The sequence below is a fragment of the Lentzea flava genome, assembly GCF_014648475.1.
In the GTDB taxonomy this organism is placed as follows: Bacteria; Actinomycetota; Actinomycetes; order Mycobacteriales; family Pseudonocardiaceae; genus Lentzea; species Lentzea flava.
Window position 1 is genome coordinate 167,706 of the sequence record NZ_BMRE01000010.1, and the last position, 23,784, is coordinate 191,489.

Here is a 23,784-nt window from a genome sequence, read left to right on the forward strand (position 1 = left end):
GACCAGGTTAGTCGGTCGGAACCGCACCCTGCGTCACCGGTATGACCGGCAACACCGTGTTGATCGGCTTCCTGCGCACGAGCCGCCGCCTCAGCACCACCAGGACGGTGGCCAGCAATGCCACGAGCGCGGCACCGATGCCGTAGTAGACGACCGGCGGGATGTTGAGCAGGACGGTGGCCAACGCCGTCAGGACCATCAACGGCAGGAACGCGGCCAGCGGCCACATCTGCGCGCGCGGCGGCTCCAGCGGCTGGAGCACGCCGTCCGCACGGCCCTGCTCGGTGAGCTCGGCGACCTGCGCGACCTCCGGCAGGCCCGCCGCGCGGAAGAAGTCGGGGATCGCCTGGTCGGCGTTCGAGAAGTCGCGGATGCGTTCGAGCGGGGCCTTGCGGCCGGCCGCCGGGTACAGCGCGGTGAGCTTGTCGATGGCGTCGAGCTGCCACTTCTCCTTCTCGCGCAGGTTCACCAGGCCCGCGGTGGTGCGGTCGAAGAACCTGCCGATCGGACCCGACTGCTTGGCCTGGGCCGACAGCTCCAGCACGGCCTCGCGCGAGCCCCACATCGAGGCACGGCCGATCGACGTGGTGAAGAGGTAGAGGAAGGCGGCGGCGTCGTTCCACACCGCCAGCGCGGCCCCGCCCGCGATCTTGCGCACCCTGTTCGCCATGTAGGCGGCCTCGCTGAGCTTGGTCGCCGGCGGAGGCAACAGCACCGTGCCGGACTGCACCGGGACCAGCGCCGCGGGGCCCACGTTGCCGCTGTGCATGGCCTGCTGCAGCTCGGCGGCGTTCAACGGGGTCCAGATCAGCATTCTCACGCGCAACATCATTCCTGGTCCGTCGCCCAGGTCCGGGCCAGACATGCCAGAAACTTCACGTTCGTGCCGTGACCGCCGGGGAGGCGGCCACGGCACCACGCGTCACCTACACGGCGCGGGAAGGCGCGCCGGTCCAGTCATCCCCCATGACTGCGAACATGTTTCTTCACCCCCTGAAGAAACTCCGCACAGCGCTCCCCAGCCCCACCACGTCGAGGTCGTGCGCGGCGTCGTGATCCTCTGCCGTGCCGTAGTTGCGGAGTTCTGCGTGTCGTTTGACACCCACATAACGAACGCGGTGCGGGATTTGTTGCAGTGCCTCGGAAACCAGATGAGCTGAAGTTCCCTCGAGGTACGGCTCCACCACCAGGACGTCGGCGTGGTCCGTCTCCTCCACCGCCCTGCGCAGTCCGTCCGAGTCGAACGGTCGAACCGTGGCCGCGTAAAGCACCGTGAGGTCGGCGTTTTCCGCGTCGACTGCCTTCAGCACACGGTCGAGCATCGGTCCGACTGCGAGCACCACACCGCGTTTTCCGTGACGCAACGCGGTGAATCCCTCACCCACCGGATACGCCTGCGCGTTCTCGTGCAGCGAAAGCCTGACGTAGACCCGGTTGTCGTCCTTGAGCGCCTGCCTGAGGAGAGGCGTGACCTCGTCCGCGTGCCCGGGCACGTGCACGGTCCAGCCGGGCAACGTGTCGAACAACGCGACGTCCCCAGGAGACTGGTGCGTGCGCCCCCACACCGGGTCGTCATAGGACGCCCCGATGCTCACGAACACCGCACCCACGTCCTGATGGCCGATGTCGAGTTTGATCTGCTCGTACGGCCGTTCAACGAGAAACGGCGCGTAGCTGTGCACGACCGGCCGCAGACCGGCCAACGCCAGACCGCCCGCCACGCCGACCATGGTCTGCTCACGGATTCCGACGTCCACCACGCGTTCGCGGTCCCGTGGGAAATTGCTGGCGGAGATCACCGCGGTGACCACGGCGATCCGGGGGTCGTTCTCCAGCTCCTCGTTGACCGTGGTGATGAAGGCCTCGCGCATCGTCGTCATCAGCTGCTCTTCTCGATCTTGGCGACCACCGCGTACGGGCGGTCGTGCGGCGCGGTCAGTGCGGTGAAGATCGCCTCGTGGTCGCGACCGTCGATCTCGGCGGTCTGCCAGCCCTCGACGGCGAACCTGCTGGCGATGCCACCGGGCCAGCCGTGCATCGAGTTCTGGTTGTCGATCACGATCGCGGTGAGGTTCGCGACGTTCAGCCGTGCCGCCACCGCGATGGCCTCGTGGTTGCTGCCCTCGTCCAGCTCACCGTCGCCGACCAGCACGAACGTCCGTCCGGTGCTCTTTGCGATCCGCTGCCCGAGCGCCGTGCCCACCGCGATCGGCAGGCCGTGACCGAGCGAGCCGCTGCTGATCTCGACACCGTTGACGAGCACCCGGTCGGGGTGCTGGCCGAGCGGGCTGTCCCACGACGTCCAATCGTCCAAAGTGGACTCGCTGATGAACCCCTTCTCGGCCAGCACCGCGTAGTACGCCATCGGCCCGTGCCCCTTGGAGAGCAGGAACCGGTCGCGGTCGGGGTCGTCGACGGTGGCCGGCGTGACGTTGAGGACGCGGTCGTAGAGGACCCAGAGCACGTCGATCGTGGATGCTGCCGCCCACTCGTGCTTCTCGTCCCCGGTCATCCTCGCGAAGAGCTCTGGTATCCGTTGCATGCCACCAACTGTTCAACCTCGACCATGCTGGAGGTCAAGCGGTTACGATGATCTCGTGAGCAAGTTGCCGGAAATGCTGACCATCGGCCAGGTGGCCGAACGCAGCGGCGTCCCCCACACCGCCCTGCGCTTCTACGAGGAGAGGGGCCTCATCTCCTCCGTCCGCACCGCGGGAAACCAGCGCCGCTACCAGCGTTCGGTGCTGCGCCGCCTCGCCTTCATCCGCACCGCGCAACGCGTGGGCCTGAGCCTCGAGGACGTCCGCGACGCCCTCGCGCAGCTCCCCGACAACCGCACGCCCACGAAGTCCGACTGGGAACGCCTGTCCCGCTCGTGGAAGGCCGAGCTCGACGCCCGCATCGACGCCCTGTTCCGCCTGCGCGACCGGCTGACCGGGTGCATCGGGTGCGGCTGCCTGTCGTTGCGCAGCTGCGCGCTGCAGAACATCGACGACGAGCAGGCCTCGCACGGGCCGGGTGCGCCGAAGCTCAAGCCGGTGCTGGAGGGCGGCACCCTCTAGGCCGCGAGGAACTCCCGCACCGCGGCCAGGTATCCGTCCGGATCGTCGACGTGCAGCATGTGCCCCGCCTCCAGCACGACGGCGCGGGCCCGCGGGATCAGCTCCAGCGTGGGCTCGACCAGGCTCACCGGGAACGTCATGTCCTGCCTGCCGTGCAGCAGGAGCACCGGGAGGCCGAGCTTGGCGATCCGCTGTGCCGCGTCGGGCAGCCGTGGCGTGACCAGCGTTCCGGCCAGGTACGGCCGCAGATACTGGGCGCTGAACCGGACCTCCTCCAGGCGCCGCAGGTAGCCGGGGACCGCCTCGGCGCGCCGGACGTTGGCGGCGACGGCCGCGAACGCCTCGGCTCGCACGCACTCCTCCGGCGTCAGGTCCTCGCGCTGCCACGGGTTTTCCTGGCGGGCCAGGATCTCGTCGCGTTCCGTCCACCCGGCGAAGGCGTCCGGCGGCACCGGCAGCACGCTGCTGCCCGACACGATCAGGCTGCGCACGCGGGACGGGTGGGTGATGGCGAACCGCTGCGCGACCATGCCGCCGTACGAGTGGCCCAGCACGTCCGCACGCTCGACGCCGAACTCGTCCAGCACGCGCACCAGGTCGCGCATCATGCCGTCCGGGTGGTACTCCTCCTCCGGCACGCGGCCCGACCTCCCGCAGCCGCGCAGGTCCGGCATCAGCAGGCGGCAGTCCAGGCGTTCCAGCGGGTCGCGCAGGTAGCTGTGGTCCCAGTCGGGGCCGCCGTGGATCGCGAGCAGCGTCCGATCGGTCGTCCCCTCCTGCCAGGCCACGAAGATCTCCGGCTCACCGGGCACCATTCGTTCGCGGAACACGTTCCCCCCGAAGTTTCACCACACACCAGAGCAGCAGCACCAGCGCGATGCCGCTGAACACGAAATCCCCCGCCTCGGTGCCGCCCAGCTCGGGCTTCACCGGGAACGAGCACCACACGTAGGTCAGCACGGCACCGGCGGCCAGCGCGAACCGGTGCCGCTGATCCCACCCCGCCTGCCGCGACCAGCGCGTCACCAGCACGATCCCGAGCGCCACGACCACGCACCAGATCGCCACACCCACCCACTCGAACCAGTCGGCGCCGATCAGCGTGACCGAGCCCCAGTACGCGCTGGTGCCCACCACCGACGCGAAGCCGACCAGCAGTGGTGATGGCGCGGCACCGGGCCGCTCGCCGGCCACCCGGACCCGGAACGCGAAAACGATCAGCACCACGATGGCCAGGCCCGCGTAGGCGAACTGCCACCACCGCGCCAGGAAGTGCTCCTCGGAGTAGTTGCCGAAGAACACGAACGCCGACCCGGCCAGGAACAGCAGACCGAAGAAGACCAGCCCGCGCGTCCGCAGCCACGGGCCCCGCCGCGACAACGTCTCGACCAGCGCGATCGGGACGCAGATGCTCCAGATCGTGTGCAGCGCCAGGATCGACTGCACGACCTCGACGCTCGTGCCGAGCAGCGGCACGTAGGACGGCCCGGTCAGGTAGTCGTGGCCCGCGTAGGAGTGGTTCCAGATGAGCTGGTCGACCGGGCCCTCCTCGATCAGCGCGTAGGCCGCTGCCAGCAGGAACATCGACGGCCACCCGCCGGCACGCCTGCCCAGTTCGCGGACCAGCACGGCGCCGCTGCCGTAGAGCGGGGCGAGCAGCAGCCCGAGGCCCACGCCCGTGATCGGGATGTTGCCCAGCAGGAACTCACCCACGAACGGAGCGAGGAAGAACAACCCCAGTACCGGCCACACCGGACCCATCGAACCGCAAAATCGGTCGACGTGCTGTGGTTTCCTGAAGGGCAAATGGAAGAAGACAGAATGATCCGCCTGTCGAAGCGGATGTCCAAGGCGCTGCGGCACCAGCCGGAGCGCGTCGGCCTCACCCTGGACGCCAACGGCTGGGTGCCGGTGGCCGACCTGCTCAGGGCGCTGAAGATCGGCGAGGCCGAGCTGCGCGAGGTCGTGGCCCGCAACGACAAGCAGCGCTTCACGATCGACGGCGACCGCATCCGGGCCAACCAGGGGCACAGCGTCGAGGTGGACCTCGGGCTGCCGACGGCGATCCCGCCGGACACGTTGTTCCACGGCACGGTCGCACAGTTCCTCGACGCCATCCTGCGCGACGGCCTGCGCCCGATGGCACGCCACGACGTGCACCTCTCCCCCGACCGCGAGACCGCGCGACGAGTCGGCGCGCGCCGCGGCCAGCCGGTGATCCTCACCGTCGACGCCAAGGCCATGAGCGAGGCCGGCCACGAGTTCCGGCTCAGCGCCAACGGTGTCTGGCTGACCGCGCACGTTCCCGCCGAGTACCTGACGGCGCCGTGAAGGAGATCGTCGAGAACGGCTACGACGCGATCGCGCGGACCTACCTCACGTGGTCGGCGCGGATCACCGACGACCCGCGCCTGCACTACCTCGACCAGTTCGACAGCCGCCTCGCCGACGGCGCGAAGATCCTCGAACTCGGCTGCGGCGCGGGCATCCCCGTCACGCGGAAGCTCGCCGCACGCCACGACGTTCTCGGCGTCGACCTCTCACAGCAGCAGATCGACCTCGCCCGCGCCAACGTGCCCGGTGCGCGGTTCGAGAAGGCCGACATGACCGCCCTCGACTTCCCGGACGGCACGTTCGACGGCATCGCCGCGTTCTACTCGATCCTGCACGTCCCGCGCGCCGACCAGCCCGCGCTCATCGCGAAGATCGCGCGCTGGCTCCGGCCCGGCGGCCTGTTCCTGGCCTCGCTCGGCACCGGCACCCCGGACGTGACCGAGACCTGGCTCGGCGTCGAGATGTTCTTCGGCAGCAACACTCCGGAGGAGAACCGGGCCCTGCTCGCGCGGCACATGGAGATCGTCGTCGACGACCTCGTGACCATGCACGAGCCGGACCCGGCCACGTTCCACTGGGTGCTCACACGAGCCAGAGAACCGCGCCACCCACCGCGAGAAGGAGCAGCACCAACAGGATGATCGCCATGAACTTGGCGGTCTTCCACGTCGAGTAGACGCCACCGGCCAGGAAGCCCGCGAGGGCCAGCAGGCCGATGACGACGACCTCCTTCGGCATCAGAGCACGCCCTTGGTCGACGGGATGCCGCCGACGCGCGGGTCCGGCTCCACGGCCGCACGCAGGGCGCGTGCGATCGCCTTGTACTCGGCCTCGGCGATGTGGTGCGGGTCGCGGCCGTACTCGACGCGCACGTGCAGCGCGATCTGCGCGTGGAAGGCCAGCGACTCGAACACGTGCCGGTTCAGCACGAACGGGTAGTTGCCGCCGATCACGAACGAGTTGAACTGCTCCGGCTCACCGCGGTGCACGGTGTACGGGCGGCCGGAGACGTCGACCGCGGCGTGCGCGAGGGTCTCGTCCATCGGGATCCAGCAGTCGCCGAAGCGGCGGATGCCTTTCTTGTCGCCCAGCGCTTCGCGCAGCGCCTGGCCCAGCACGATCGCGATGTCCTCGACCGAGTGGTGGGCGTCGATCTCGACGTCACCGGTGGCGCGGACGATCAGGTCGAAGCAGCCGTGCACGCCGAACGCGGTCAGCATGTGGTCGTAGAACGGCACGCCGGTGCTGATCTCGACCTGGCCGGTGCCGTCCAGGTCGATCTCCACGTAGACCGACGACTCCTTGGTCGTGCGCTCCACCTTGCCCACGCGACTCACCGGCTGACCTCCTTGCTGGCCGCGAGGAAAGCGTCGTTCTCCTCGGGCGTTCCGATGGTCACCCGCAGGTGACCCGCGATTCCGACGTCCCTGATGAGCACGCCGTGGTCCAAATAGGACTTCCAGGTCTCCCGCGCGTTCTCGAACCAGCCGAACAGCACGAAGTTCGCGTCCGAGGGCACGACCTGGAAACCCATGTCCGTCAACGCGGCCACGACCCGGTCGCGCTCGGCGGCGAGCTTCGCCACCGAGCCCAGCGTCTCGGACGCGTGCCGCAACGACGCCCGCGCCGCCGCCTGCGTCAGCGCCGACAGGTGGTACGGCAGGCGCACCAGCTGCAGCGCGTCGACCACGGCGGGTGCGGCGGCGAGGTAGCCCAGCCGCCCGCCCGCGAACGCGAAGGCCTTCGACATCGTGCGCGAGACGATCAGCCGCGAGCCGTACTCGTCGAGCAGCTTGATCGCGCTCTCCTGCGAGGAGAACTCCGCGTACGCCTCGTCCACCACGACCATGCCCGGCGACGAGGCGATCAGCAGCCGCAGATCCTCCAGCGGGATCGACTGGCCCGTCGGGTTGTTCGGCGACGTCACGAACACGACGTCCGGCCGCGTCTCCGCGATGATCGTCGCGGCCTTCTCCACGTCCAGCGAGAAGTCCGCCCGGCGCGGCGTCGGCGCCCACTCCGTGCGCGTGCCCGCCGCGATGATCGGGTGCATCGAGTACGACGGCTCGAAGCCCAGCGCCGTGCGGCCGGGACCGCCGAACGCCTGCAGGATCTGCTGGAGGATCTCGTTGGACCCGTTGGCGGCCCACACGTTCTCGGACGTCAGCGTCACCGACGTCGCCTCGGTCAGGTACGCGGCCAGGTCCTCCCGCAACGCCACCGCGTCGCGGTCCGGGTACCGGTGCAGCTCACCCGCGATCTCCGCCACCGCCGCGACGACGTCCGCCGCGAGGGCGTCCGTCGGCGCGTACGGGTTCTCGTTGGTGTTCAGGCGGTACGGCACGTCGAGCTGCGGCGCGCCGTAGGGCGTGCGGCCGCGCAGGTCCTCGCGCAGGGGCAGGTCCGACAGCTCCACCCGCGCGCCGACAACAGGCTTCATCGAGCAAACCTCGCTGTGACGGCCTGCCCGTGCGCGGGCAGGTCTTCTGCGTTGGCCAGCACGACGACCTTGTCCGCGACGTCGCGCAGCGCTTCCTCGGAGTAGTCGATCACGTGGATGCCGCGCAGGAACGTCTGCACGGACAACCCGGACGAGTGCCGCGCGCAGCCACCGGTGGGCAGCACGTGGTTCGAGCCCGCGCAGTAGTCGCCGAGCGACACCGGCGAGTACGCGCCAACGAAGATCGCGCCGGCGGACCGGATCCGCGCCGCCACCTCACGCGCGTCGCGCGTCTGGATCTCCAGGTGCTCGGCCGCGTAGGCGTTCACCACGCGGACGCCTTCGTCCACAGAGGACACCAGCACGGTGCCTGACTGCTCGCCGGACAGCGCCGTGCGGATCCGCTCCTGGTGCTTGGTCGCGGCGATCTGGCGCTCCAGCTCGACGTCCACGGCGTCGGCCAGTTCGACGGAGTCGGTCACCAGGACCGAGGCCGCGAGCGGGTCGTGCTCGGCCTGGCTGATCATGTCGGCGGCCACGTGCACCGGGTCCGCGGTCGAGTCGGCGAGGATCGCGATCTCCGTCGGACCGGCCTCCGCGTCGATGCCGATCAGACCGCGCAGCAACCGCTTCGCCGCCGCCACGTAGATGTTGCCGGGACCGGTGACGACGTCGACCGGAGCGAGCTCACCGCCGTCGGTGTCCACGCCGCCGTACGCCATCAGCGCCTGCGCCTGCGCGCCACCCACGGCCCACACCTCGTCGACGCCGAGCAGCGCGGCGGCGGCCAGGACGAACGGGTGCGGCCGGCCACCGAACTCGGCCTGCGGCGGCGAGCACACCACCAGCGACTCGACACCGGCGATCTGCGCGGGCACGACGTTCATGACCACGGTCGACGGGTACATGGCCAGACCGCCCGGCGCGTAGAGACCGACGCGCGCGACCGGCACCCACTTCTCCGTGACGGTTCCGCCGGGCACCACCTGCGTCGTGGTGTCGGTGCGGCGCTGGTCGGCGTGCACGCGGCGGGTGCGCGTGATCACCTCTTCCAGCGCCTCGCGCACGGCCGGGTCCAGCGACGCCAGAGCGGACGAAATCTCCGAAGCGGGCACTCGGACAGAAGCGGGACGAACGCCGTCGAACTTCTCCGTGTACTCGAGCACGGCCTCGACGCCACGAGCCGCGACCGCGTCCACGATGGGACGCACCTGATGCAGCGCCGCGTCCACGTCCATCTCGGCGCGCGGCAGTGCGGCGCGCAGCTGAGCGGGAGTCGTGGTGCGACCTCGCAGGTCGGTGCGGTTGAGCATGCCCTACAGGGTAGTTCCTGCCGAATTCTGTCAACGGTCAGCCCGCTAACGGCGCTACCTCAGCCTGTGACACCCCGGCCACGCTCGGTTGGGCACCACTCCGTCGCAAACCCCTGCTGATGATGGAGGAACGATGTTCAGCAAGAGCCGCGGCAAGATCGCCGCAGTGCTCGCCGTCTGCCTGCCCGTGCTGGTCGCGGGCATGGCGACGCCCAGCACGGCCGACTCCGGCCGCTACCTGCTGGAAGTCACGGCGAACACGTCCGCCGAACGCACGCAGATCGCCCAGACCGGCGTCGACGTGCTCGGCGCGACGAAGCTCACCACGATGTCGGTCGTCGCGGACAAGGCGCAGTACCAGGCCCTGCGCGCCTCCGGTCTGCCGGTGAAGTACGTCGGCGACTTCGAGCAGCAGCTCAAGAGCCTCGGCAAGGTGGACTTCAAGGACCCGCAGCCCGGCCAGGTCGGGACGCAGGACTTCCCGTCCGGCTACACCGGCTACCACAACTTCGCGGAGATGACCGCGGAGCTGCAGCAGACGGTCCGCGACCACCCGACCCTGGCGAGCCTGCGCAGCATCGGCAAGAGCTACCAGAACCGGGACATCTGGGCCCTCAAGGTCAGCGACAACGTCGCGACCGACGAGAGCGAGCCCGAGGTGATCTTCACCTGCAACCAGCACGCCCGCGAGCACCTGACCGTCGAGCAGTGCCTGCAGATCATCAAGCGCTACACCGACAACTACTCCACCCCGGCGATCAAGAACCTGGTCGACACCCGCGAGATCTGGTTCATCCCGATGGTCAACCCGGACGGTGTCGAGTACGACATCGCCACCGGCTCGTTCCGCGGCTGGCGCAAGAACCGCCAGGGCAACGGCACCGACCTCAACCGCAACTGGGGCTACAAGTGGGGCTGCTGCGGTGGTTCCAGCGGCTCCAGCACGTCGGACACCTACCGCGGCACGGCGGCGTTCTCCGCGCCGGAGACCAACGTCATCAAGAACTTCGTGAACTCCCGCGTGATCGGCGGTGTTCAGCAGATCAAGACGAACATCGACTTCCACTCGTTCTCGGAGCTCGTGCTGTGGCCGTACGGCTACACCACCGCGGACACCGACACCGGCCTGAACGCCGAGGAGGCCCGCGCGTTCCAGACGCTCGGCCGGCAGATGGCGGCCCTCAACGGCTACACGCCGGAGCAGGCGAGCGACCTCTACATCACCGACGGCACCATCGACGACTGGATGTGGGGTGTGCACAAGATCTGGTCGTACACCTACGAGATGTACCCGAGCAGCGGAGGCCTCAACGGCTTCTACCCGCGCGACTCGGTCATCGCGACTCAGACGAGCCGCAACGACCGCGCCGTCGACCTGTTCGTCAGCTACTCGGACTGCGTGAAGCGGATCATCGGAGTGTCCTGCTGATCAGGTCCAACGCCTGATCGATCTCCTCCGGAGTGACGAAGTAGTGCGGGGACGCCCGCACTACTTCGGTCAGGCCCCTCCTCGTCATGTCGATCCGCGTGGAACCGATCTGCGAGACCGTCACCGTCACGCCGAGGTCCCAGAGACGGTCCTTCAGCTCCGTCGCCGGCATGCGATCCGACGTGAACGTGACGATGCCCGACTGCCGCACACCGAGATCGCGCACGGTGACGCCGGGGATGGCCCGCAGACCCTCGCGCAAGCGCTTGGCGCGGTCGGCGACCTCGGCCTCGATGACGTCGAGCCCCTTGTCCAGCGCGTACCGCGCGGCCGCGATCATGCCGAGCCGGTCGGCCGTGCTGCACTCCCACAGCTCGAACACCCGAGCGTCGTCGCGCAGCCGGTACTCCATCGGCCCGGTCCACTCGCCGCTGTGCAGGTCCACCAGCCGCGGGTGGAGCCTTTCCCGCACCTCGTCGCGAACGACCAGCGCGCCGGTGCCGCGCGGTCCGCGCAGCCACTTACGACCTGTACACGCCAACATGTCGTAGTCGAGGCCGCGCAGATCGAGCTGACCTGTCGACTGACAGGCGTCGAGCAGCACCAGCGCGCCGACCTCGCGGGCCGCCGCGGTCACTTCGTTCACGGGGTTGACCAAGCCGCCGTTCGTCGGCACGTGGACGAGCGAGATCAGCTTGACCCGGTTGTCAAGGTTCAGGGCGCCGAGATCGACCTGTCCGCGGATGTCGGAAGGGATGACCTCGACGACCGCCCCGGTCTCCGCCGCTCGGCGCAGCACCGGGATCGCATTGCCACCGTATTCGACCTCGGTGACGAGAATTCGGTCTCCGGCCTCCAGCGGCACCGCGTCGAACGCCGCCAACCACGATCGAGTTGCACTGTCCGTGAAAGCAACCTCGGACGGGCGACACCCGAAGAACTCAGCGAGCACGCCGTAGCCCGCCTCCAGGTCATCTCTGCGTTCGGCGGCGGCGCGGTAGCCACCGATCTCGGTTTCCCGCTTCAGATGGCCGATCACCTCGTCCACGACGGGTGCTGGAGGGATCGACGAACCGGCGCTGTCCAGAAAGATCAGGTCGCTCACTCACACAACTGTGCCACCATCGGGTGCATGGGGGATCGCTCGTTCGGGTACAGCGCTCAGGTCAGGCCGTTCCTGTGGGTTTTCCTGGTTCTGACACCGGTGGAAATCCTGCTCGTCGACCTGCTCGTACCGTGGTTCTGGCTGCGGGCCGTGCTGCTCGTGTTCGGGTTGCTGAGCGGGCTGCTGCTCGCGTGGCTGCTCTGGATGCTGCACAAGTTCAAGCACGAGATCGACGACGAGTACCTGTGGCTGCGGTACGCGCGCGAGTTCGAGTACCGGATTCCGCTGGCTGCCATCGAAAGCGTCACCCAGGGCATGACCAGCCGGTCGCTGAACAAGACCCGGTCCGTTGTGGACGGAACGCTGGTGCTGGAGATCTCCAACTCCACCAACGTCTCGCTGCGGCTGAACGAACCGCAGGAGATCGATCTCGGCCGGCGCGGCGTGCACGAGGTGACGAAGATCGAGTTCTGGACCGACAACCCCGACGAGATGGTGCGCGCGCTGCGGAAATAGGCTCCGCCACATGGTGGAGATCCCCTACGGCAAGCGCATGCGGCCGCGGTACTGGCGGTTCCTGATCATCACGGCGGTCGGGATCGCGTTGGTCGCGTTTGCGCTGGACATCCCGTGGCTGCTCATCACGCTGATCGTGCTCGGCGTGCTGAACGTCATCGTGTGCGTGGGCGCTCTCTACGTGCTGCACCGCCAGCCGCACACCGTCTCCGACGACGAGCTGCGGTTGCGCCAGCTGGGGTTCTTCGACTGGCGCATCCCGACCGCGGACCTCGGCTCCGCGCAGGTCGCCGAGCGCAGCCACAAGGGGCAGCGCAGCGTCGAGGTGATCGGCGACGCCCTCGTCATCCAGTCGCTGACCAGGACGAACGTGTCGGTGCCGTTCCGCGAGCCCCAGCTCGTGGACCTCGGCAAGACCGGCGCCCAGCGGGTCGAGCGCGTCGAGTTCTGGGCGGACGACCCGGACCGCGCCGTCCGCGAGATCAACGCCAGGACTACTTAGGCTCCCACTTCTCGAGGTTCCACCACGGGCCCCAGGCAAGCGCTCCGTAGGAGTTCGGGTCGACCACGGCCTGATAGCCGTTCCACGAGTCGCGCATCACGTACGCGTGCTCCGGGAAGACCAGCACGGCCATCGACGGCGCGGCGACGAACGCCTGCTGGAAGAGCTTGTACGCCACCGCTCGCTGAGCCGGGTCGATGAGCTTGCGGCCGTTCTCCAGCGCCGTGTCGGCCGCCAGGCTGCCCTGGCCGCGCAGGTCGTAGAGCATGAGATCCGGGTCGAACGGCGAACCCTCGCCGTAGAGCAGCGCGTCCTGGCCCATGCGCGGCCGGATCGCCTCCCACGACAGCCCGGCGAGCTGCACGTCCACGCCGACGGCCTTGGCGTCCGCCGCGAACGCCGTGGCGAGGTCGGCCCGCAGGTCGTCGCCGAGCGGGTACATCAGCGTGAAGCGGGCGGGCACGCCCTCCCTGACCCGGATGCCGTCCGCGCCGGCGACCCAGCCCGCCGCGTCGAGCTGACGGGCGGCCTCGGTCTTGTCGAAGCGGAACTTCGCGGTCGGGTCGAACTCCTCCGCCAGCGCGTCCGGCACCGGCGTGTAGGCGACGGTGCCCTTGCCGTCGAGCAGGCTGTCGATCATGGCCTGGCGGTTGGTGGCGTAGTTGAGCGCGAGGCGGATGGCGGCGTTGCCGGTGACCGGGTTCGCCGCGGGCAGCCGCACCGCGCGGTAGTCGGCGCTGCGGTGGTACTGGACGAGCAGCCCCGACTTGCCGGTGAACTGCGTCGCGATCTTCGGCGGCAGCACCGTGCCGTCGAACTCGCCGTCCTGCATGCGACGCGCGCGCTGGTTGTCGTCGGTGACAAAGACGACGGTCAGCTTCTTGATCTTGGGCGCGCCGTTGAAGTACGTCTCGTTGGCGTCCAGCAGCAGCCGGTCGCCCTTCTTCCACTCGGCGACCCGGTACGGCCCGGTGCCGATCGGCCGGCCGTTCGGGTTCGCCTGCTCGCTGGGCAGGATGCCGAGCGTGAGCAGGTGCGGGAAAGCGGCGTGCTGCTGGTTGAGCGTGAACCTGACCGTCGACGGGTCGACCTGCTCGACGCTCTTGAGCGTGGCGAACCTGTCCTTGACCGGCGTCTGCAGCGCCGCGGTGTAGGTGGCGACGACGTCCTCCGCGCCGAACGTGCTGCCGTCGGTGAACTTCACGTCACCGCGCAGCTTCACCGTCCAGCTCAACCCGTCCGCGGCCGGTTCCGGCAGGTCGGCGGCGAGCTGCGGCCCCAGCGACCCGTCCTGGCGGTGCTCGACGAGCCCGTCGTAGATCTTCGACACGCCCTGCGCGCCGTACCCGAGCAACGGGTTCAGCGTGGTCGGCTCGTCGCGGTCGGCGAGCACGATCGACGTGCCGTTCGTGCCACCGTCCGGGCGGGGCGGCGCGGTCTCGGTGCAGCCCGCGGCGGCCAGCAACACGACGAGGAGCAGTGGGAAACGCACAGTGCCGGACCCTACAGTGATCCTCATGCGCATCGCTGTGAGCCAGATCAGCTCGACGACCGACCCGCGGTCCAACCTGGAGCTCGTCCGCGACGCGGTGCGCCGCGCGGAGGGCGCGCGGGTCGTCCTGCTGCCGGAGGCCACCATGTGCCGCTTCGGCGTGCCGCTCGGCCCCGTCGCCGAGCCGCTGGACGGACCGTGGGCCTCCGCGGTGCACGAGATCGCCGCGTCGCACGACGTCGTCGTGGTGGCGGGCATGTTCACGCCGTCCGGCGACCGCGTGACGAACACGATGCTGGTGACCGGCCCCGACCTGCACGTCGGCTACGACAAGATCCATCTGTTCGACGCGTTCGGCTTCCAGGAGTCGCGCACGGTCGCCCCCGGTTCGTCGCCGCTCGTCTTCGAACTGGACGGCGTCACGCTGGGCGTGGCGACCTGCTACGACATCCGCTTCCCCGAGCTCTTCCGCGCGCTGGCGGACGAGGGCGCGGCCGCGGTGCTCGTCGGAGCGTCGTGGGGTGCGGGCCCTGGCAAGAAGGAGCAGTGGGAGCTGCTGGTGCGGGCGCGGGCGCTGGACTGCACGTCGTGGGTCGTGGCGTGCGGGCAGGCCTACCCCGGCGACCTGGGCTCTTCCGCGCCGACCGGAATCGGGTACTCGACGGTCGCGGACCCGTTCGGCAACGTGGTGCTGCAGCTGGACGACAAGCCGGCCGTCTCGGTCGTCGAGATCGACACCGAGGGGGCGGTGGAACAGGCGCGGTCCGTCCTACCTGTGCTCGCGAACCGACGGCTACGTTGATCTCATGCGCATCGTTTCGGCCGTAGTGGCCGCTTTGCTGTTGTTCTCCGGTGTCGCCTCCGCGACGCCTTCGCGCGGCGTGACCGCCCGCGAGATCGCCAAGTGGTCCGTCGGCGACAAGGACTACGTCATCCGCGAGATCACCGTCGCCGCCGGTGGCAGCACGGGCTGGCACCACCACGACGGCACGCTCTACGCGGTGGTGAAGCAGGGCGTGCTGACCAGGACCATGTCCGACTGCACCACCACGTTCGTGCACCACCGCGGCGACACGGTGATCGAGGAACCCGCGCACGTGCACATCGGGCGCAACCTCGGCACCGAGCCGATGGTGTTGCAGGTGCTGTACGTGAACCCGGCGGGCACGCCGCTGTCGCGCGACGAGCCGAATCCGGGTTGTTCGTTCGAATGAGCTTGACCTCCAGTTAGGTCGAGATCACAGGATCGGGGGCATGACTCTTCCTGAGCTGCCCTCGTTCGTCCGCAGCCGCACCGACCTCGACGGCTACACGCTCTACCGCTCCAGCAGCCCGCGCCGCGACCGCGACGTGGGCTGCGTCGTGCTCGTCACCGTCGACACCGACAGCGAAGCCACCGCACGGGCGTGGGTCGACTCGGTGTTCGTGGCGCTCGCCAGCGAGCCGAACCCGCACCCCGGCGGCCTTTCCGCCGCGTTTCACATCCGCGACGACGGCAAGCGCGTCATCAACGTCGCCGAGTGGGTCAGCGCCCAGGACCACATCGACGCGATGTCGGACGGCAACGGGATCGGCTCACCCACCGCGGACTGGCGCCGCGTCCAGAACTTCCCCGGCGTCCGGCACGTGAGCGTGGAGCGCTACCGCCCCGCTGCTCGACCGCACGCGGGGCCCTCCCGTACTGCATGACAGTACGAAAGCGCCCCGCGTGCGCTTCAGCGCAGGTCGAGGCCGAGGTCGAGTGACGGGCTGGAGTGCGTGAGACCACCCACCGCGAGGTAGTCCACGCCCGTCTCGGCGTACTGGCGGGCCACGTCCAGCGTGAGCCCGCCGGACGCCTCCAGCTTCACGTTCGCCGGCCGCCTGGCCACGGCCTCGGCACACTGCTCCGGCGTGAAGTTGTCCAGCAGCACCAGTTCCGCGCCCTCGGCGATCGCCTCGTCCAGCTGCTCCAGGCTGTCGACCTCGACCTCCATCAGCAGCTCCGGCGCGTGCGCACGGGCCGCGCGGATCGCCGCCCCGACCGAGCCGGCCGCCGCGACGTGGTTGTCCTTGATCAGGATCGCGTCGCCGAGACCCATGCGGTGGTTCACGCCACCGCCGCACCGCACCGCGTACTTCTGCAGCAAACGCAGGCCCGGCAACGTCTTGCGGGAGTCGCGGACGGCAGCACCGGTGCCCTCGATCGCGTCGACCCAGCGCGCGGTCTGCGTCGCGATGCCGGACAGGTGGCAGATCAGGTTCAACGCCGTGCGTTCGACGGTGAGCAGACCGCGGGTCGGGCCGGTCAGCACCAGCGCGGGCTCGCCGGGCACCGCCTTGTCGCCGTCGGCAGCCTCGGACAGCACCTCGACCTCGGGCAGGTAACGCTGGAAAGCCGCGCGCGCAACGGAAACACCGCACAGCACACCAGGCGAACGAGGGGTGATCTCCGCGGTGGCCACGGCCTTCTCCGGCACCGTCGCCAGCGTGGTGGCGTCCAGGCCGTAGCGGAGATCTTCCTCCAGAGCGAGCTGGATGACCCGGTTCGCGTCGTCCCAATCGATGGTCACGCCACACCTTCCGCGAGAACGGGATCGGCCAGCACGGGCTGACCGGTCGGGGTGAGCCGGACGAGCTGACTGCGTTGCCACGCCTCGGAACGCTCGGTGTAGTCGGTGCGGACGTGGCAGCCGCGCGACTCGGTGCGTTCCTGCGCGGCGGCGATCAGGGCACGGGCGGCCATGGTCAGCGCCGCGTCCTCGACGAGCTCCCGTGACTCCAGCTGCTTGTCCACAGTGGACACGTCCAGCACCGAGCCGACGACGGCGAGACCCTCGGCGTCGCGGCCGATCGCCGCGTAGCGGGACATCACGCGCTGCAGCATGTCCCGGTCGGCAACGGGAGCGGTGGGCAGCACGGGATCCACCGCACGAGCGGGTGCGATCAAGCCGACGGCCAGGTCGGCGGCCACGGCCTCGGCGGCGCGCGTGCCGCAGACCAGGCCTTCGAGCAAGCTGTTGGACGCCAGGCGGTTCGCACCGTGCAGACCCGTGCGAGCGACCTCGCCGACGGCGTACAGGCCGGTGACGCCGGTGCGGCCGTCGACGGTGGAAACCACGCCACCGCAGGCGAAGTGAGCCGCCGGGGCCACCGGAATCGGGTCCACGGCCGGGTCGACACCCACGGAAACGCACGCGGCGTACACGGTCGGGAAGCGGGAAGCCATGTCGTGCAACGACGTCGCGTCCAGGAACACGTGGTCGTCGACACCGCCGGGTTCCAGCGCCATGTGCCGGGTGATCGCGGCCGCCACGACGTCGCGCGGGGCCAGGTCCTCCAGCGGGTGCACGCCCTTCATCACGCGGGCACCGGTCGCGTCGATCAGCACGGCACCCTCGCCGCGCACGGCTTCCGTGACGAGCGGGCAACGGCCACGTGCGCCGCGACCCGTGTACAGGACGGTCGGGTGGAACTGGATGAACTCGACGTCCGCGGCCAGCGCACCGGCGCGCAACGCCAGCGCCAGGCCGTCGCCCGTCGCGACGGACGGGTTCGAGGTCGCCTGGTACATCTGGCCGAGGCCACCGGTCGCGAGCAGCACGGCGGGCGCGGTCAGTACACCGGGCACGCCGTTGCCGTCGAGCACCAGCAGGCCCGCGACGGCACCCAGCGGCGTCTTCACCGTGTCGACGGCGACGTGGTTCTCCAGCAGGGGAACCCGGCCGTCCACAGTGGCCTTGAGCAGCGCGCGTTCGACCTCGGCACCGGTCGCGTCACCGCCTGCGTGCACGACGCGGAACGCGCTGTGCCCACCTTCGCGGGTGCGCTCCAGGAGGCCGTCGGGCCTGGCGTCGAACACCGCGCCGCGGTCCCGCAGCCTGGCCACCGCGGCCGGACCGTCCGAGATGATCGCCGCGACCGCGGCGTCGTCGCAGAGGCCCGCGCCCGCCGTCAGCGTGTCCTCGATGTGCCGCGCGACCGAGTCGCCGGGGTCGTGCTGGTCCTCCATGACCACCGCGACACCACCCTGAGCCCAGCGGGTGTTGCCGTCGTCGCCCGCCGCCTTCGTGACGACGAGAACGCGCAGCCCCAGCTCACGGGCTCGCAGCGCGGCGGTCAGGCCCGCCACGCCCGTGCCGGCCACGATCAGGTCGGCCCGCGCCTCCCAGCGCGCGGCCATCACTCACCGCCGCCGGGCTGGCCGATCTCGATCATGCGCTGCACGGCGCCCTGGGCGCGCTTGGCGGTCTCCAGGTCCACGTGCACCTCGTCCAGGCCCTCACGCACGCACCGCAGCAGCGCGGCCGGGGTGATCATCTTCATGTAGGTGCAGGACGCGCGGTCGTTGACGGCGCGGAAGTCGATCTCCGGCGCGGCCTTGCGCAGCTGGTGCAGCATGCCGACCTCGGTCGCGACGAGCACCTTGCGGGCGTTCGTCGAACGGGCCGCGGTGATCATGTCGCCGGTCGAGAGGATCTTGACCTTCTCCGACGGCACGATGCCCTCGCCCGACAGGTACAGCGCCGACGTGGCGCAGCCGCACTCCGGGTGGATGAACAGGTCGGCGTCGGGGTTCGCGGCGGCGCGTTCGGCCAGCTCAGGGCCGTTGATGCCGGCGTGGACGTGGCATTCGCCCGCCCAGATGTGCAGGTTCTCGCGGCCCGTCTCGCGCTTCACGTGCGCGCCCAGGAACTGGTCAGGGCAGAACAGCACCTCGCGGTCGGCCGGGATCGAGCGCACCACGTCGACGGCGTTGGACGACGTGCAGCAGATGTCCGTCTCCGCCTTCACCTCGGCCGTGGTGTTCACATAGGACACGACGACCGCGCCGGGGTGCTGCGCCTTCCACTCGCGCAGCTGCGCGCCGGTGATCGAGTCGGCGAGCGAGCAGCCCGCGCGCTCGTCCGGGATCAGCACGGTCTTCTCCGGCGACAGGATCTTCGCCGTCTCGGCCATGAAGTGCACGCCGCAGAAGATGATCGTCTGCGCGTCGGACTGCGCGGCGATCCTGCTCAGAGCGAGGGAGTCGCCGGTGTGGTGGGCGATGTCCTGGATCTCGGGCAGCTGGTAGTTGTGCGCCAGGATGACGGCGTCACGTTCCTTCGCGAGCCGCAACACCTCGTCCCGCCACGCCGCGTCCGGCTCGACTCCGCCGTACACACCCGACGCGGTTCGCTCCACGGTTGCGGTAGCGACCATCACTGCCTCCTCGGTCCAGGTTTTCGCCTGTTGGTCGAAAACGTCGCCGATAGTATCAGCCGAGTGGCGGGCGTGGGACATGAAGTTCTGGCAGCTGTGCTGCGGGTGAGAGGTGCGTCACTCCAGGTCATGCTGTGGGAGCGCGCACGGGAGCCACACGCTCACCGCTGGTCGCTGCCGGGTGGCGGCCTGCGGGTGGACGAGGACGTGGAGACCTCCATCCGCCGTCAGCTCGCCGAAAAAGTCGATGTGCGACAACTGTCACACGTCGAGCAGCTGGCCGTCTTCAGCGCGCCGGACCGGGTCCCGCCGCCCCGCGTGGTGGCGACGGCGTTCCTCGGGCTGGTGCCGTCGGACGTCGATCCGGAGGTCCCGGAGGACACCCGGTGGCACTGCGTGGACACGCTCCCCCCGATGGCCTTCGACCACGCCTCGATCGTGCACCGAGCGCGGCACCGGCTCGCTTCCAAGCTGTCGTACACCAACCTCGGCTTCGCTTTGGCACCACCGGAGTTCACGATCTCCCTGCTGCGCGACCACTACTCCGCGGCGCTGGGCTACCGGGTGTCCGCGACGAACCTCCAGCGGGTCCTGTCCCGCCGGTTGTTGCTGGAACCGACCGGTGGCACCGCTCCCCCCGGCCCGTCCGGCGGCCGGCCGGCCGCCCTGTTCCGGTTCAGCGCCAAGGGAATCAAGGTGACCGATCCGTTCGCCGTGCTGAGACCGCCGGGATCCGGCCGTCCGGCGGGCGGGAGTGGCACCCCGTAACGTGGACGCGTGGCCGAGACGCTTCCGCTCTTCCCCCTGGGCACGGTGCTGTTGCCGGGGGCGTCTTTGCCGCTGCACATCTTCGAGCCGCGCTACCGCCAGCTCGTCGTCGACCTGATGACCGGGTCGCTGTTCGGCCGCACGTTCGGCGTCGTGTGCATCAAGCAGGGCTGGGAGGTGGGCGCCGACAACGTGCACTCCCTGCAGGACATCGGCTGTTCCGCCGACCTGCTCGACGCCAGGCCGCTGCCGGAGGGCCGCTTCGACATCGTCACGCGCGGGGTGCGCCGGTTCCGCCTGCTGGACGTCGACTCCACGACCGCCCCGTACCTGCTCGCCCACGTCGACTACCTCGACGACTCCCCCGTGCCCGAGGCGGCACGGGAGGTCGTGCCGATCCTGGAACGCGGGGCGCGCGCGGCCCACGAGCGGTACTGCGGGGCGGCCTGGCACCGCGAGGACTGGTCCTCGCCCGCGGAGGACGTCGACCTGGGCGCGCTGTCGTACCTGCTGGCCGCCGACTGCCTGCTGCCGGTGGAGGACCGGCAGCGGCTGCTGGAGGAACGGTCGCCGGCGCGGCGGTTGCGGCTCGTCCGGCGGATGCTGCACCGCGAGACCGGGATTCTCAGCGCGCTGAAGGCCGTGCCGGTGCCGCTCACCGAGTACGGGCACGTGCCGAACCCCAACTAGGTCTTCAGGAAGCCCCTGAGCGCCGGCACCACCAGCCGCGGCTCGTCGCTGGGGGTGAGGTGGTGGGCGTTCTCGACGAGGATCTTCTCCGCGCGTGGCAGCACATCGGCCAGCGCGTGCAGGCCGCTCGTGAGGTCGCGCGGCGAGTCCGTTCCGCCGATCAGCAGCACGTGCGGGCGTAGCGCTGCGAAACGCGCGAGGTTCGCGCCGCCCTCCTCGACGATCCGCAGGTCGTGGCTCACGGTCGGCAGGCCTTCGAACAGGTCTTCCCCTTCGTCCGCCTGGATCTTGCGCAACATCGCGACGAGAAGCGCGCGCGGGGTCAGCCGCAGCCCGAGCCGCATCCACCGCGGCCCGATCCCGAGGCCCTTGGTGATCGTGACAACGGCCTCCAGGTCCTTGCCCGCCCGCACTTCTTCCTCGAACCGCGTGAGGACGCCGCCCTTGCGCTTCACCACGTCGAACGGTGGCTCGTAGGCGGCCACGTGGGTGATGCCGGGCAGTTGCAGCGCGGCCTGCAACGCGATCACCGCGCCGGAGCTGACACCGAACACCCGCTCGGCGCCGGTGGCGTCCAGCACGGCCCTGACGTCCTCGACCTCGGTTCTCAGCCCGTGTCCCGCTCTGTGCGGCCCGCTCTCGCCGCGGCCGCGGCGGTCGAGGACGTGGACGGTGTACTCGTCGCTCAACGCGTCCGCGAAGCGCTGGAAGTCCTCCGCGGTCTCCATCGCGCCGGGGACGACGAGCAGGCCGGGGCCGCTGCCGGTGGTGCGGTGGGCGATGGCGGTGCCGTCGGTCGAGGTGATCATTCGCTGTTCCCCCTTCTGGCTGCTGCCACCTCAACGCCGGCTCACCCGCGATCGTTGAGCCGATCGCAGGATCGTTGAATTGTGGTCTTGTGGGATTGTTGAACAATCCTTACAGTGCTAGTCACTGAGGGCCACATCACATCCCAAGCACTCCTCCACCACGCTGCGAGGTGTCCCATGAGCACGACCACGACCGAGGACACAGGCCGTTTCGCCTGGTTCCGCAGTCTCGGCCAGAAGGGCAGGCGCGCGTTCATCGGCGCGTTCGGCGGCTACGGGCTGGACTCGTACGACTACTGGGTCCTGCCGCTGAGCCTGGTCGCGATCACCGGCTACTTCCACCTCACCAAGGCCCAGGCGGGTCTCGTGGGCACGTCCACGCTGCTGATGAGCGCCATCGGCGGCGCGGTGGCCGGCGTGATGGCCGACCGGTTCGGCCGTTCCAAAACCCTGATCATCACGGTCGCGGCGTACGCGTTCTTCACCGTGCTGTGCGGCTTCGCGACCAGCTACGAGACGCTGCTGGTCTTCCGCGCCCTGCAGGGCCTCGGGTTCGGCGGCGAGTGGGCGGCGGGAGCGATCCTCGTGGCCGAGTACTGCAAGCCGAAGTACCGCGGCCGCACGGTGGCGTTCATCCAGAGCGCGTGGGCGGTCGGCTGGGGTCTCGCCGTCATCGTGAACACGCTGGTCGCCTCGCTGGCGGAACCGGCGTGGTCGTGGCGGATCATGTTCTGGACCGGTGCGCTGCCCGCGATCCTCATCTTCTACGTGCGCCGCAACGTCGACGACGCACCCGAGGCGAAGGCCCACACCAACCAGAAGGGCACGTTCCCGAAGATCTTCCAGGGCGGCATCCTCAAGACCACGCTGTTCGCGGCCCTGCTCGCCACCGGTGTCCAGGGCGGCTACTACACCCTTGCGACGTGGTTGCCCGCGTTCCTGCAGACCGGCCGCGGCCTCACGGTCATCGGCACCGGCGGGTACCTCGCGTTCCTCATCAGCGGCGCCTGGATCGGGTACGTCAGCGGCGGCTATCTCACGGATTACCTGGGGCGCAAGAAGACCTTCACGCTGTTCGCGGTGGCGAGCGCGCTGCTGATCGTGGCGTACACGCAGATTCCCAACGGTGCCAACACGTTGGTGATGTTCCTCGGCTTCCCGCTCGGGTTCTGCATGAGCGCGATCTTCAGCGGCTTCGGCAGCTACCTGTCCGAGCTCTACCCCACCGCGCTGCGGGGCACCGGGCAGGGCTTCACCTACAACTTCGGCCGCGCGTTCGGCGCGCTGTTCCCCGGTGCGGTCGGGTTCATGGCCGACAAGCTGGGCATCGGCGGTGCGATGCTGTTCGGAGCGGCGGCGTACGGGATCGCGGTCATCGCGCTGCTCTGGCTGCCCGAGACGGTCAACAAGGAGCTGGAATGACGACAGCGGGCAAGGCACCTGGCCAGGCGCAGGCCAACCTGATCGCCATCGGAAAGGACTGGGCCTACGACTTCCTCCTCTTCACCCACCGCAACCCGAAGCCCTGTCCAGTGCTCGACGTGCTGGACGCCGGTGAGACGGTCAGCGCGCTCAAGCCGGACGCGGACGTGCGCACCCACGCGCCGCGCTACCGGATCTGGGAGCACGGTGAGCTGGTCGCCGAACCCGAGAACGCCACGGAGTTCTGGCGCGGCGACCTGGTGACGTTCCTGATCGGCTGCAGCTTCACGTTCGAGACCGCGCTCGAGAGCGCCGGAGTGCCGCTGCGGCACGTGGACCAGGGCAAGAACGTCTCCATGTTCGTCACGGACATCCAGTGCCGGCCAGCGGGACGGCTGCACGGCCCGATGGTCGTGTCGATGCGCTGGATTCCGGAGTCCCTTGTGGACATCGCCCACAAGGTGACGGCGCTGATGCCGTCGGTGCACGGGGCTCCGGTCGGCGCGGGAGATCCGCGGATGCTCGGCATCGAAGACGTCCACCGGCCCGACTTCGGCGACGCCGTTGAGCCCGAACCCGGTGACGTGCCGGTGTTCTGGGCGTGCGGCGTGACTCCGCAGGCGGTGCTGATGAAGTCCAGGCCGCCGTTCGCGATCACGCACGCGCCGGGTCAGATGTTCGTGACCGACATGCCGGACTTCGCCTACCGCGTCGGCTGACC

28 protein-coding genes are annotated in these 23,784 nt (G+C 69.6%); 13 read left to right on the forward strand and 15 right to left on the reverse strand.

Features of this window, described 5'->3' with window-relative positions:
• Positions 1–7: 7 nt before the first annotated feature.
• From IEZ09_RS15180 to IEZ09_RS15190, 3 genes are all read right to left on the reverse strand, one after another.
• The gene (locus tag IEZ09_RS15180) at positions 8–820 is read right to left on the reverse strand and encodes a hypothetical protein (protein ID WP_189254311.1); all 813 of its coding nucleotides are present in this window, start codon (positions 818–820) and stop codon (positions 8–10) included.
• Between the two features lie 166 nt (positions 821–986).
• On the reverse strand, positions 987–1,880 hold the full coding sequence (locus IEZ09_RS15185) for a transketolase family protein (protein WP_189254312.1): 894 nt from the start codon (positions 1,878–1,880) through the stop codon (positions 987–989).
• On the reverse strand, positions 1,880–2,542 hold the full coding sequence (locus IEZ09_RS15190) for a thiamine pyrophosphate-binding protein (protein ID WP_229812574.1): 663 nt from the start codon (positions 2,540–2,542) through the stop codon (positions 1,880–1,882). Before IEZ09_RS15190 ends, IEZ09_RS15185 begins: the two co-directional genes overlap by 1 nt.
• Before the next feature lie 73 nt (positions 2,543–2,615).
• Between IEZ09_RS15190 and soxR the strand changes: the two genes are divergently transcribed.
• Positions 2,616–3,062 carry a redox-sensitive transcriptional activator SoxR gene (soxR, locus tag IEZ09_RS15195; RefSeq protein ID WP_229812580.1) on the forward strand — a complete coding sequence of 149 codons (447 nt, stop codon included), beginning with the start codon at positions 2,616–2,618 and terminating at the stop codon, positions 3,060–3,062.
• Here soxR and IEZ09_RS15200 read toward each other — a convergent pair.
• Both IEZ09_RS15200 and IEZ09_RS15205 read right to left on the reverse strand, forming a co-directional pair.
• Entirely contained in the window at positions 3,059–3,892 is an 834-nt protein-coding gene (locus tag IEZ09_RS15200) for an alpha/beta fold hydrolase (protein WP_189254314.1), read from the reverse strand. The genes soxR and IEZ09_RS15200 overlap by 4 nt on opposite strands.
• A complete protein-coding gene (locus IEZ09_RS15205) occupies positions 3,864–4,814 on the reverse strand; it encodes a hypothetical protein (protein ID WP_229812575.1) in 951 nt (316 codons plus the stop codon). The genes IEZ09_RS15200 and IEZ09_RS15205 overlap by 29 nt, the downstream gene beginning before the upstream one ends.
• A 54-nt stretch (positions 4,815–4,868) precedes the next feature.
• On the opposite strand from IEZ09_RS15205, the gene IEZ09_RS15210 reads away from it, so the two are divergent.
• The gene (locus IEZ09_RS15210) at positions 4,869–5,393 is read left to right on the forward strand and encodes an RNA 2'-phosphotransferase (protein ID WP_189254316.1); all 525 of its coding nucleotides are present in this window, start codon (positions 4,869–4,871) and stop codon (positions 5,391–5,393) included.
• A complete protein-coding gene (locus IEZ09_RS15215) occupies positions 5,390–6,037 on the forward strand; it encodes a class I SAM-dependent methyltransferase (RefSeq protein WP_189254317.1) in 648 nt (215 codons plus the stop codon). The genes IEZ09_RS15210 and IEZ09_RS15215 overlap by 4 nt, the downstream gene beginning before the upstream one ends.
• Here IEZ09_RS15215 and IEZ09_RS15220 read toward each other — a convergent pair.
• Genes IEZ09_RS15220 through hisD form a run of 4 tightly spaced genes read right to left on the reverse strand, consistent with a single transcriptional unit; the run spans position 5,979 to position 9,149 of the window.
• Positions 5,979–6,134, reverse strand: coding sequence for a CG2302 family histidine operon protein (locus IEZ09_RS15220; protein WP_189254318.1), 156 nt, complete (start codon positions 6,132–6,134; stop codon positions 5,979–5,981). The genes IEZ09_RS15215 and IEZ09_RS15220 overlap by 59 nt on opposite strands.
• A complete protein-coding gene (gene hisB, locus IEZ09_RS15225; RefSeq protein WP_112273084.1) occupies positions 6,134–6,733 on the reverse strand; it encodes an imidazoleglycerol-phosphate dehydratase HisB in 600 nt (199 codons plus the stop codon). The genes IEZ09_RS15220 and hisB overlap by 1 nt, the downstream gene beginning before the upstream one ends.
• Complete coding sequence (locus IEZ09_RS15230; protein WP_189254319.1) at positions 6,730–7,836, reverse strand: histidinol-phosphate transaminase; 1,107 nt, start codon at positions 7,834–7,836, stop codon at positions 6,730–6,732. Before IEZ09_RS15230 ends, hisB begins: the two co-directional genes overlap by 4 nt.
• The gene (gene hisD / locus IEZ09_RS15235) at positions 7,833–9,149 is read right to left on the reverse strand and encodes a histidinol dehydrogenase (RefSeq protein WP_189254320.1); all 1,317 of its coding nucleotides are present in this window, start codon (positions 9,147–9,149) and stop codon (positions 7,833–7,835) included. Before hisD ends, IEZ09_RS15230 begins: the two co-directional genes overlap by 4 nt.
• Before the next feature lie 133 nt (positions 9,150–9,282).
• Between hisD and IEZ09_RS15240 the strand changes: the two genes are divergently transcribed.
• Positions 9,283–10,578, forward strand: coding sequence for a M14 family metallopeptidase (locus tag IEZ09_RS15240; protein ID WP_189254321.1), 1,296 nt, complete (start codon positions 9,283–9,285; stop codon positions 10,576–10,578).
• On the opposite strand, the gene IEZ09_RS15245 is transcribed toward IEZ09_RS15240, so the two are convergent.
• Positions 10,559–11,683 carry an aminotransferase class V-fold PLP-dependent enzyme gene (locus tag IEZ09_RS15245; protein WP_189254322.1) on the reverse strand — a complete coding sequence of 375 codons (1,125 nt, stop codon included), beginning with the start codon at positions 11,681–11,683 and terminating at the stop codon, positions 10,559–10,561. The genes IEZ09_RS15240 and IEZ09_RS15245 overlap by 20 nt on opposite strands.
• A 27-nt stretch (positions 11,684–11,710) precedes the next feature.
• Here IEZ09_RS15245 and IEZ09_RS15250 point away from each other — a divergent pair, with 27 nt between their 5' ends.
• Positions 11,711–12,199 carry a hypothetical protein gene (locus IEZ09_RS15250; RefSeq protein WP_189254323.1) on the forward strand — a complete coding sequence of 163 codons (489 nt, stop codon included), beginning with the start codon at positions 11,711–11,713 and terminating at the stop codon, positions 12,197–12,199.
• A 10-nt stretch (positions 12,200–12,209) separates the two neighbouring features.
• On the forward strand, positions 12,210–12,701 hold the full coding sequence (locus IEZ09_RS15255) for a hypothetical protein (RefSeq protein ID WP_189254324.1): 492 nt from the start codon (positions 12,210–12,212) through the stop codon (positions 12,699–12,701).
• Here the strand turns inward: IEZ09_RS15255 and IEZ09_RS15260 are convergent.
• Positions 12,694–14,193: an ABC transporter substrate-binding protein gene (locus tag IEZ09_RS15260; RefSeq protein WP_229812576.1), complete on the reverse strand. Its 1,500-nt coding sequence runs from the start codon at positions 14,191–14,193 to the stop codon at positions 12,694–12,696. The two genes, IEZ09_RS15255 and IEZ09_RS15260, sit on opposite strands and share 8 nt — an antisense overlap.
• A 25-nt stretch (positions 14,194–14,218) precedes the next feature.
• Between IEZ09_RS15260 and IEZ09_RS15265 the strand changes: the two genes are divergently transcribed.
• From IEZ09_RS15265 to IEZ09_RS15275, 3 genes are read left to right on the forward strand one after another with little or no spacing between them, the layout of a single operon-like run.
• Complete coding sequence (locus IEZ09_RS15265; RefSeq protein ID WP_189254326.1) at positions 14,219–14,995, forward strand: carbon-nitrogen hydrolase family protein; 777 nt, start codon at positions 14,219–14,221, stop codon at positions 14,993–14,995.
• A 4-nt stretch (positions 14,996–14,999) separates the two neighbouring features.
• Positions 15,000–15,407 carry a cupin domain-containing protein gene (locus tag IEZ09_RS15270; protein ID WP_189254327.1) on the forward strand — a complete coding sequence of 136 codons (408 nt, stop codon included), beginning with the start codon at positions 15,000–15,002 and terminating at the stop codon, positions 15,405–15,407.
• Between the two features lie 40 nt (positions 15,408–15,447).
• A complete protein-coding gene (locus IEZ09_RS15275) occupies positions 15,448–15,882 on the forward strand; it encodes an antibiotic biosynthesis monooxygenase (RefSeq protein WP_189254328.1) in 435 nt (144 codons plus the stop codon).
• 26 nt (positions 15,883–15,908) lie between these two features.
• Here the strand turns inward: IEZ09_RS15275 and nadC are convergent, their stop codons facing one another.
• Genes nadC through nadA form a run of 3 tightly spaced genes read right to left on the reverse strand, consistent with a single transcriptional unit; the run spans position 15,909 to position 19,374 of the window.
• On the reverse strand, positions 15,909–16,745 hold the full coding sequence (nadC, locus tag IEZ09_RS15280; protein WP_189254329.1) for a carboxylating nicotinate-nucleotide diphosphorylase: 837 nt from the start codon (positions 16,743–16,745) through the stop codon (positions 15,909–15,911).
• Positions 16,742–18,355 carry an L-aspartate oxidase gene (locus tag IEZ09_RS15285; protein WP_189254330.1) on the reverse strand — a complete coding sequence of 538 codons (1,614 nt, stop codon included), beginning with the start codon at positions 18,353–18,355 and terminating at the stop codon, positions 16,742–16,744. The genes nadC and IEZ09_RS15285 overlap by 4 nt, the downstream gene beginning before the upstream one ends.
• Positions 18,355–19,374: a quinolinate synthase NadA gene (gene nadA / locus IEZ09_RS15290; protein ID WP_189254331.1), complete on the reverse strand. Its 1,020-nt coding sequence runs from the start codon at positions 19,372–19,374 to the stop codon at positions 18,355–18,357. The genes IEZ09_RS15285 and nadA overlap by 1 nt, the downstream gene beginning before the upstream one ends.
• A gap of 99 nt (positions 19,375–19,473) precedes the next feature.
• Between nadA and IEZ09_RS15295 the strand changes: the two genes are divergently transcribed.
• Together IEZ09_RS15295 and IEZ09_RS15300 are read left to right on the forward strand one after the other, a co-directional pair.
• The gene (locus IEZ09_RS15295; RefSeq protein WP_189254365.1) at positions 19,474–20,142 is read left to right on the forward strand and encodes an NUDIX hydrolase; all 669 of its coding nucleotides are present in this window, start codon (positions 19,474–19,476) and stop codon (positions 20,140–20,142) included.
• Positions 20,143–20,151: 9 nt separating this feature from the next.
• On the forward strand, positions 20,152–20,832 hold the full coding sequence (locus IEZ09_RS15300; RefSeq protein ID WP_189254332.1) for an LON peptidase substrate-binding domain-containing protein: 681 nt from the start codon (positions 20,152–20,154) through the stop codon (positions 20,830–20,832).
• On the opposite strand, the gene IEZ09_RS15305 is transcribed toward IEZ09_RS15300, so the two are convergent.
• Positions 20,829–21,641 carry an alpha/beta fold hydrolase gene (locus tag IEZ09_RS15305; RefSeq protein WP_189254333.1) on the reverse strand — a complete coding sequence of 271 codons (813 nt, stop codon included), beginning with the start codon at positions 21,639–21,641 and terminating at the stop codon, positions 20,829–20,831. The two genes, IEZ09_RS15300 and IEZ09_RS15305, sit on opposite strands and share 4 nt — an antisense overlap.
• A 177-nt stretch (positions 21,642–21,818) precedes the next feature.
• Between IEZ09_RS15305 and IEZ09_RS15310 the strand changes: the two genes are divergently transcribed.
• Positions 21,819–23,063: an MFS transporter gene (locus IEZ09_RS15310; RefSeq protein WP_189254334.1), complete on the forward strand. Its 1,245-nt coding sequence runs from the start codon at positions 21,819–21,821 to the stop codon at positions 23,061–23,063.
• On the forward strand, positions 23,060–23,782 hold the full coding sequence (locus IEZ09_RS15315; RefSeq protein ID WP_189254335.1) for a putative hydro-lyase: 723 nt from the start codon (positions 23,060–23,062) through the stop codon (positions 23,780–23,782). Before IEZ09_RS15310 ends, IEZ09_RS15315 begins: the two co-directional genes overlap by 4 nt.
• The last annotated feature ends 2 nt before the right edge of the window (positions 23,783–23,784 follow it).

What these genes read in the sequence shown, in the direction of transcription:
- IEZ09_RS15185 (WP_189254312.1), bottom strand. Translation starts at nt 1,880, where the DNA reads ATGACGACGATGCGCGAGGCCTTCATCACCACGGTCAACGAGGAGCTG.
- IEZ09_RS15190 (WP_229812574.1), bottom strand. Translation starts at nt 2,542, where the DNA reads ATGCAACGGATACCAGAGCTCTTCGCGAGGATGACCGGGGACGAGAAG.
- soxR (WP_229812580.1), top strand. Translation starts at nt 2,616, where the DNA reads ATGCTGACCATCGGCCAGGTGGCCGAACGCAGCGGCGTCCCCCACACC.
- IEZ09_RS15210 (WP_189254316.1), top strand. Translation starts at nt 4,869, where the DNA reads ATGGAAGAAGACAGAATGATCCGCCTGTCGAAGCGGATGTCCAAGGCG.
- IEZ09_RS15220 (WP_189254318.1), bottom strand. Translation starts at nt 6,134, where the DNA reads ATGCCGAAGGAGGTCGTCGTCATCGGCCTGCTGGCCCTCGCGGGCTTC.
- IEZ09_RS15230 (WP_189254319.1), bottom strand. Translation starts at nt 7,836, where the DNA reads ATGAAGCCTGTTGTCGGCGCGCGGGTGGAGCTGTCGGACCTGCCCCTG.
- hisD (WP_189254320.1), bottom strand. Translation starts at nt 9,149, where the DNA reads ATGCTCAACCGCACCGACCTGCGAGGTCGCACCACGACTCCCGCTCAG.
- IEZ09_RS15240 (WP_189254321.1), top strand. Translation starts at nt 9,283, where the DNA reads ATGTTCAGCAAGAGCCGCGGCAAGATCGCCGCAGTGCTCGCCGTCTGC.
- IEZ09_RS15250 (WP_189254323.1), top strand. Translation starts at nt 11,711, where the DNA reads ATGGGGGATCGCTCGTTCGGGTACAGCGCTCAGGTCAGGCCGTTCCTG.
- IEZ09_RS15255 (WP_189254324.1), top strand. Translation starts at nt 12,210, where the DNA reads ATGGTGGAGATCCCCTACGGCAAGCGCATGCGGCCGCGGTACTGGCGG.
- IEZ09_RS15265 (WP_189254326.1), top strand. Translation starts at nt 14,219, where the DNA reads ATGCGCATCGCTGTGAGCCAGATCAGCTCGACGACCGACCCGCGGTCC.
- IEZ09_RS15270 (WP_189254327.1), top strand. Translation starts at nt 15,000, where the DNA reads ATGCGCATCGTTTCGGCCGTAGTGGCCGCTTTGCTGTTGTTCTCCGGT.
- IEZ09_RS15275 (WP_189254328.1), top strand. Translation starts at nt 15,448, where the DNA reads ATGACTCTTCCTGAGCTGCCCTCGTTCGTCCGCAGCCGCACCGACCTC.
- IEZ09_RS15285 (WP_189254330.1), bottom strand. Translation starts at nt 18,355, where the DNA reads ATGGCCGCGCGCTGGGAGGCGCGGGCCGACCTGATCGTGGCCGGCACG.
- nadA (WP_189254331.1), bottom strand. Translation starts at nt 19,374, where the DNA reads ATGGTCGCTACCGCAACCGTGGAGCGAACCGCGTCGGGTGTGTACGGC.
- IEZ09_RS15305 (WP_189254333.1), bottom strand. Translation starts at nt 21,641, where the DNA reads ATGATCACCTCGACCGACGGCACCGCCATCGCCCACCGCACCACCGGC.
- IEZ09_RS15310 (WP_189254334.1), top strand. Translation starts at nt 21,819, where the DNA reads ATGAGCACGACCACGACCGAGGACACAGGCCGTTTCGCCTGGTTCCGC.
- IEZ09_RS15315 (WP_189254335.1), top strand. Translation starts at nt 23,060, where the DNA reads ATGACGACAGCGGGCAAGGCACCTGGCCAGGCGCAGGCCAACCTGATC.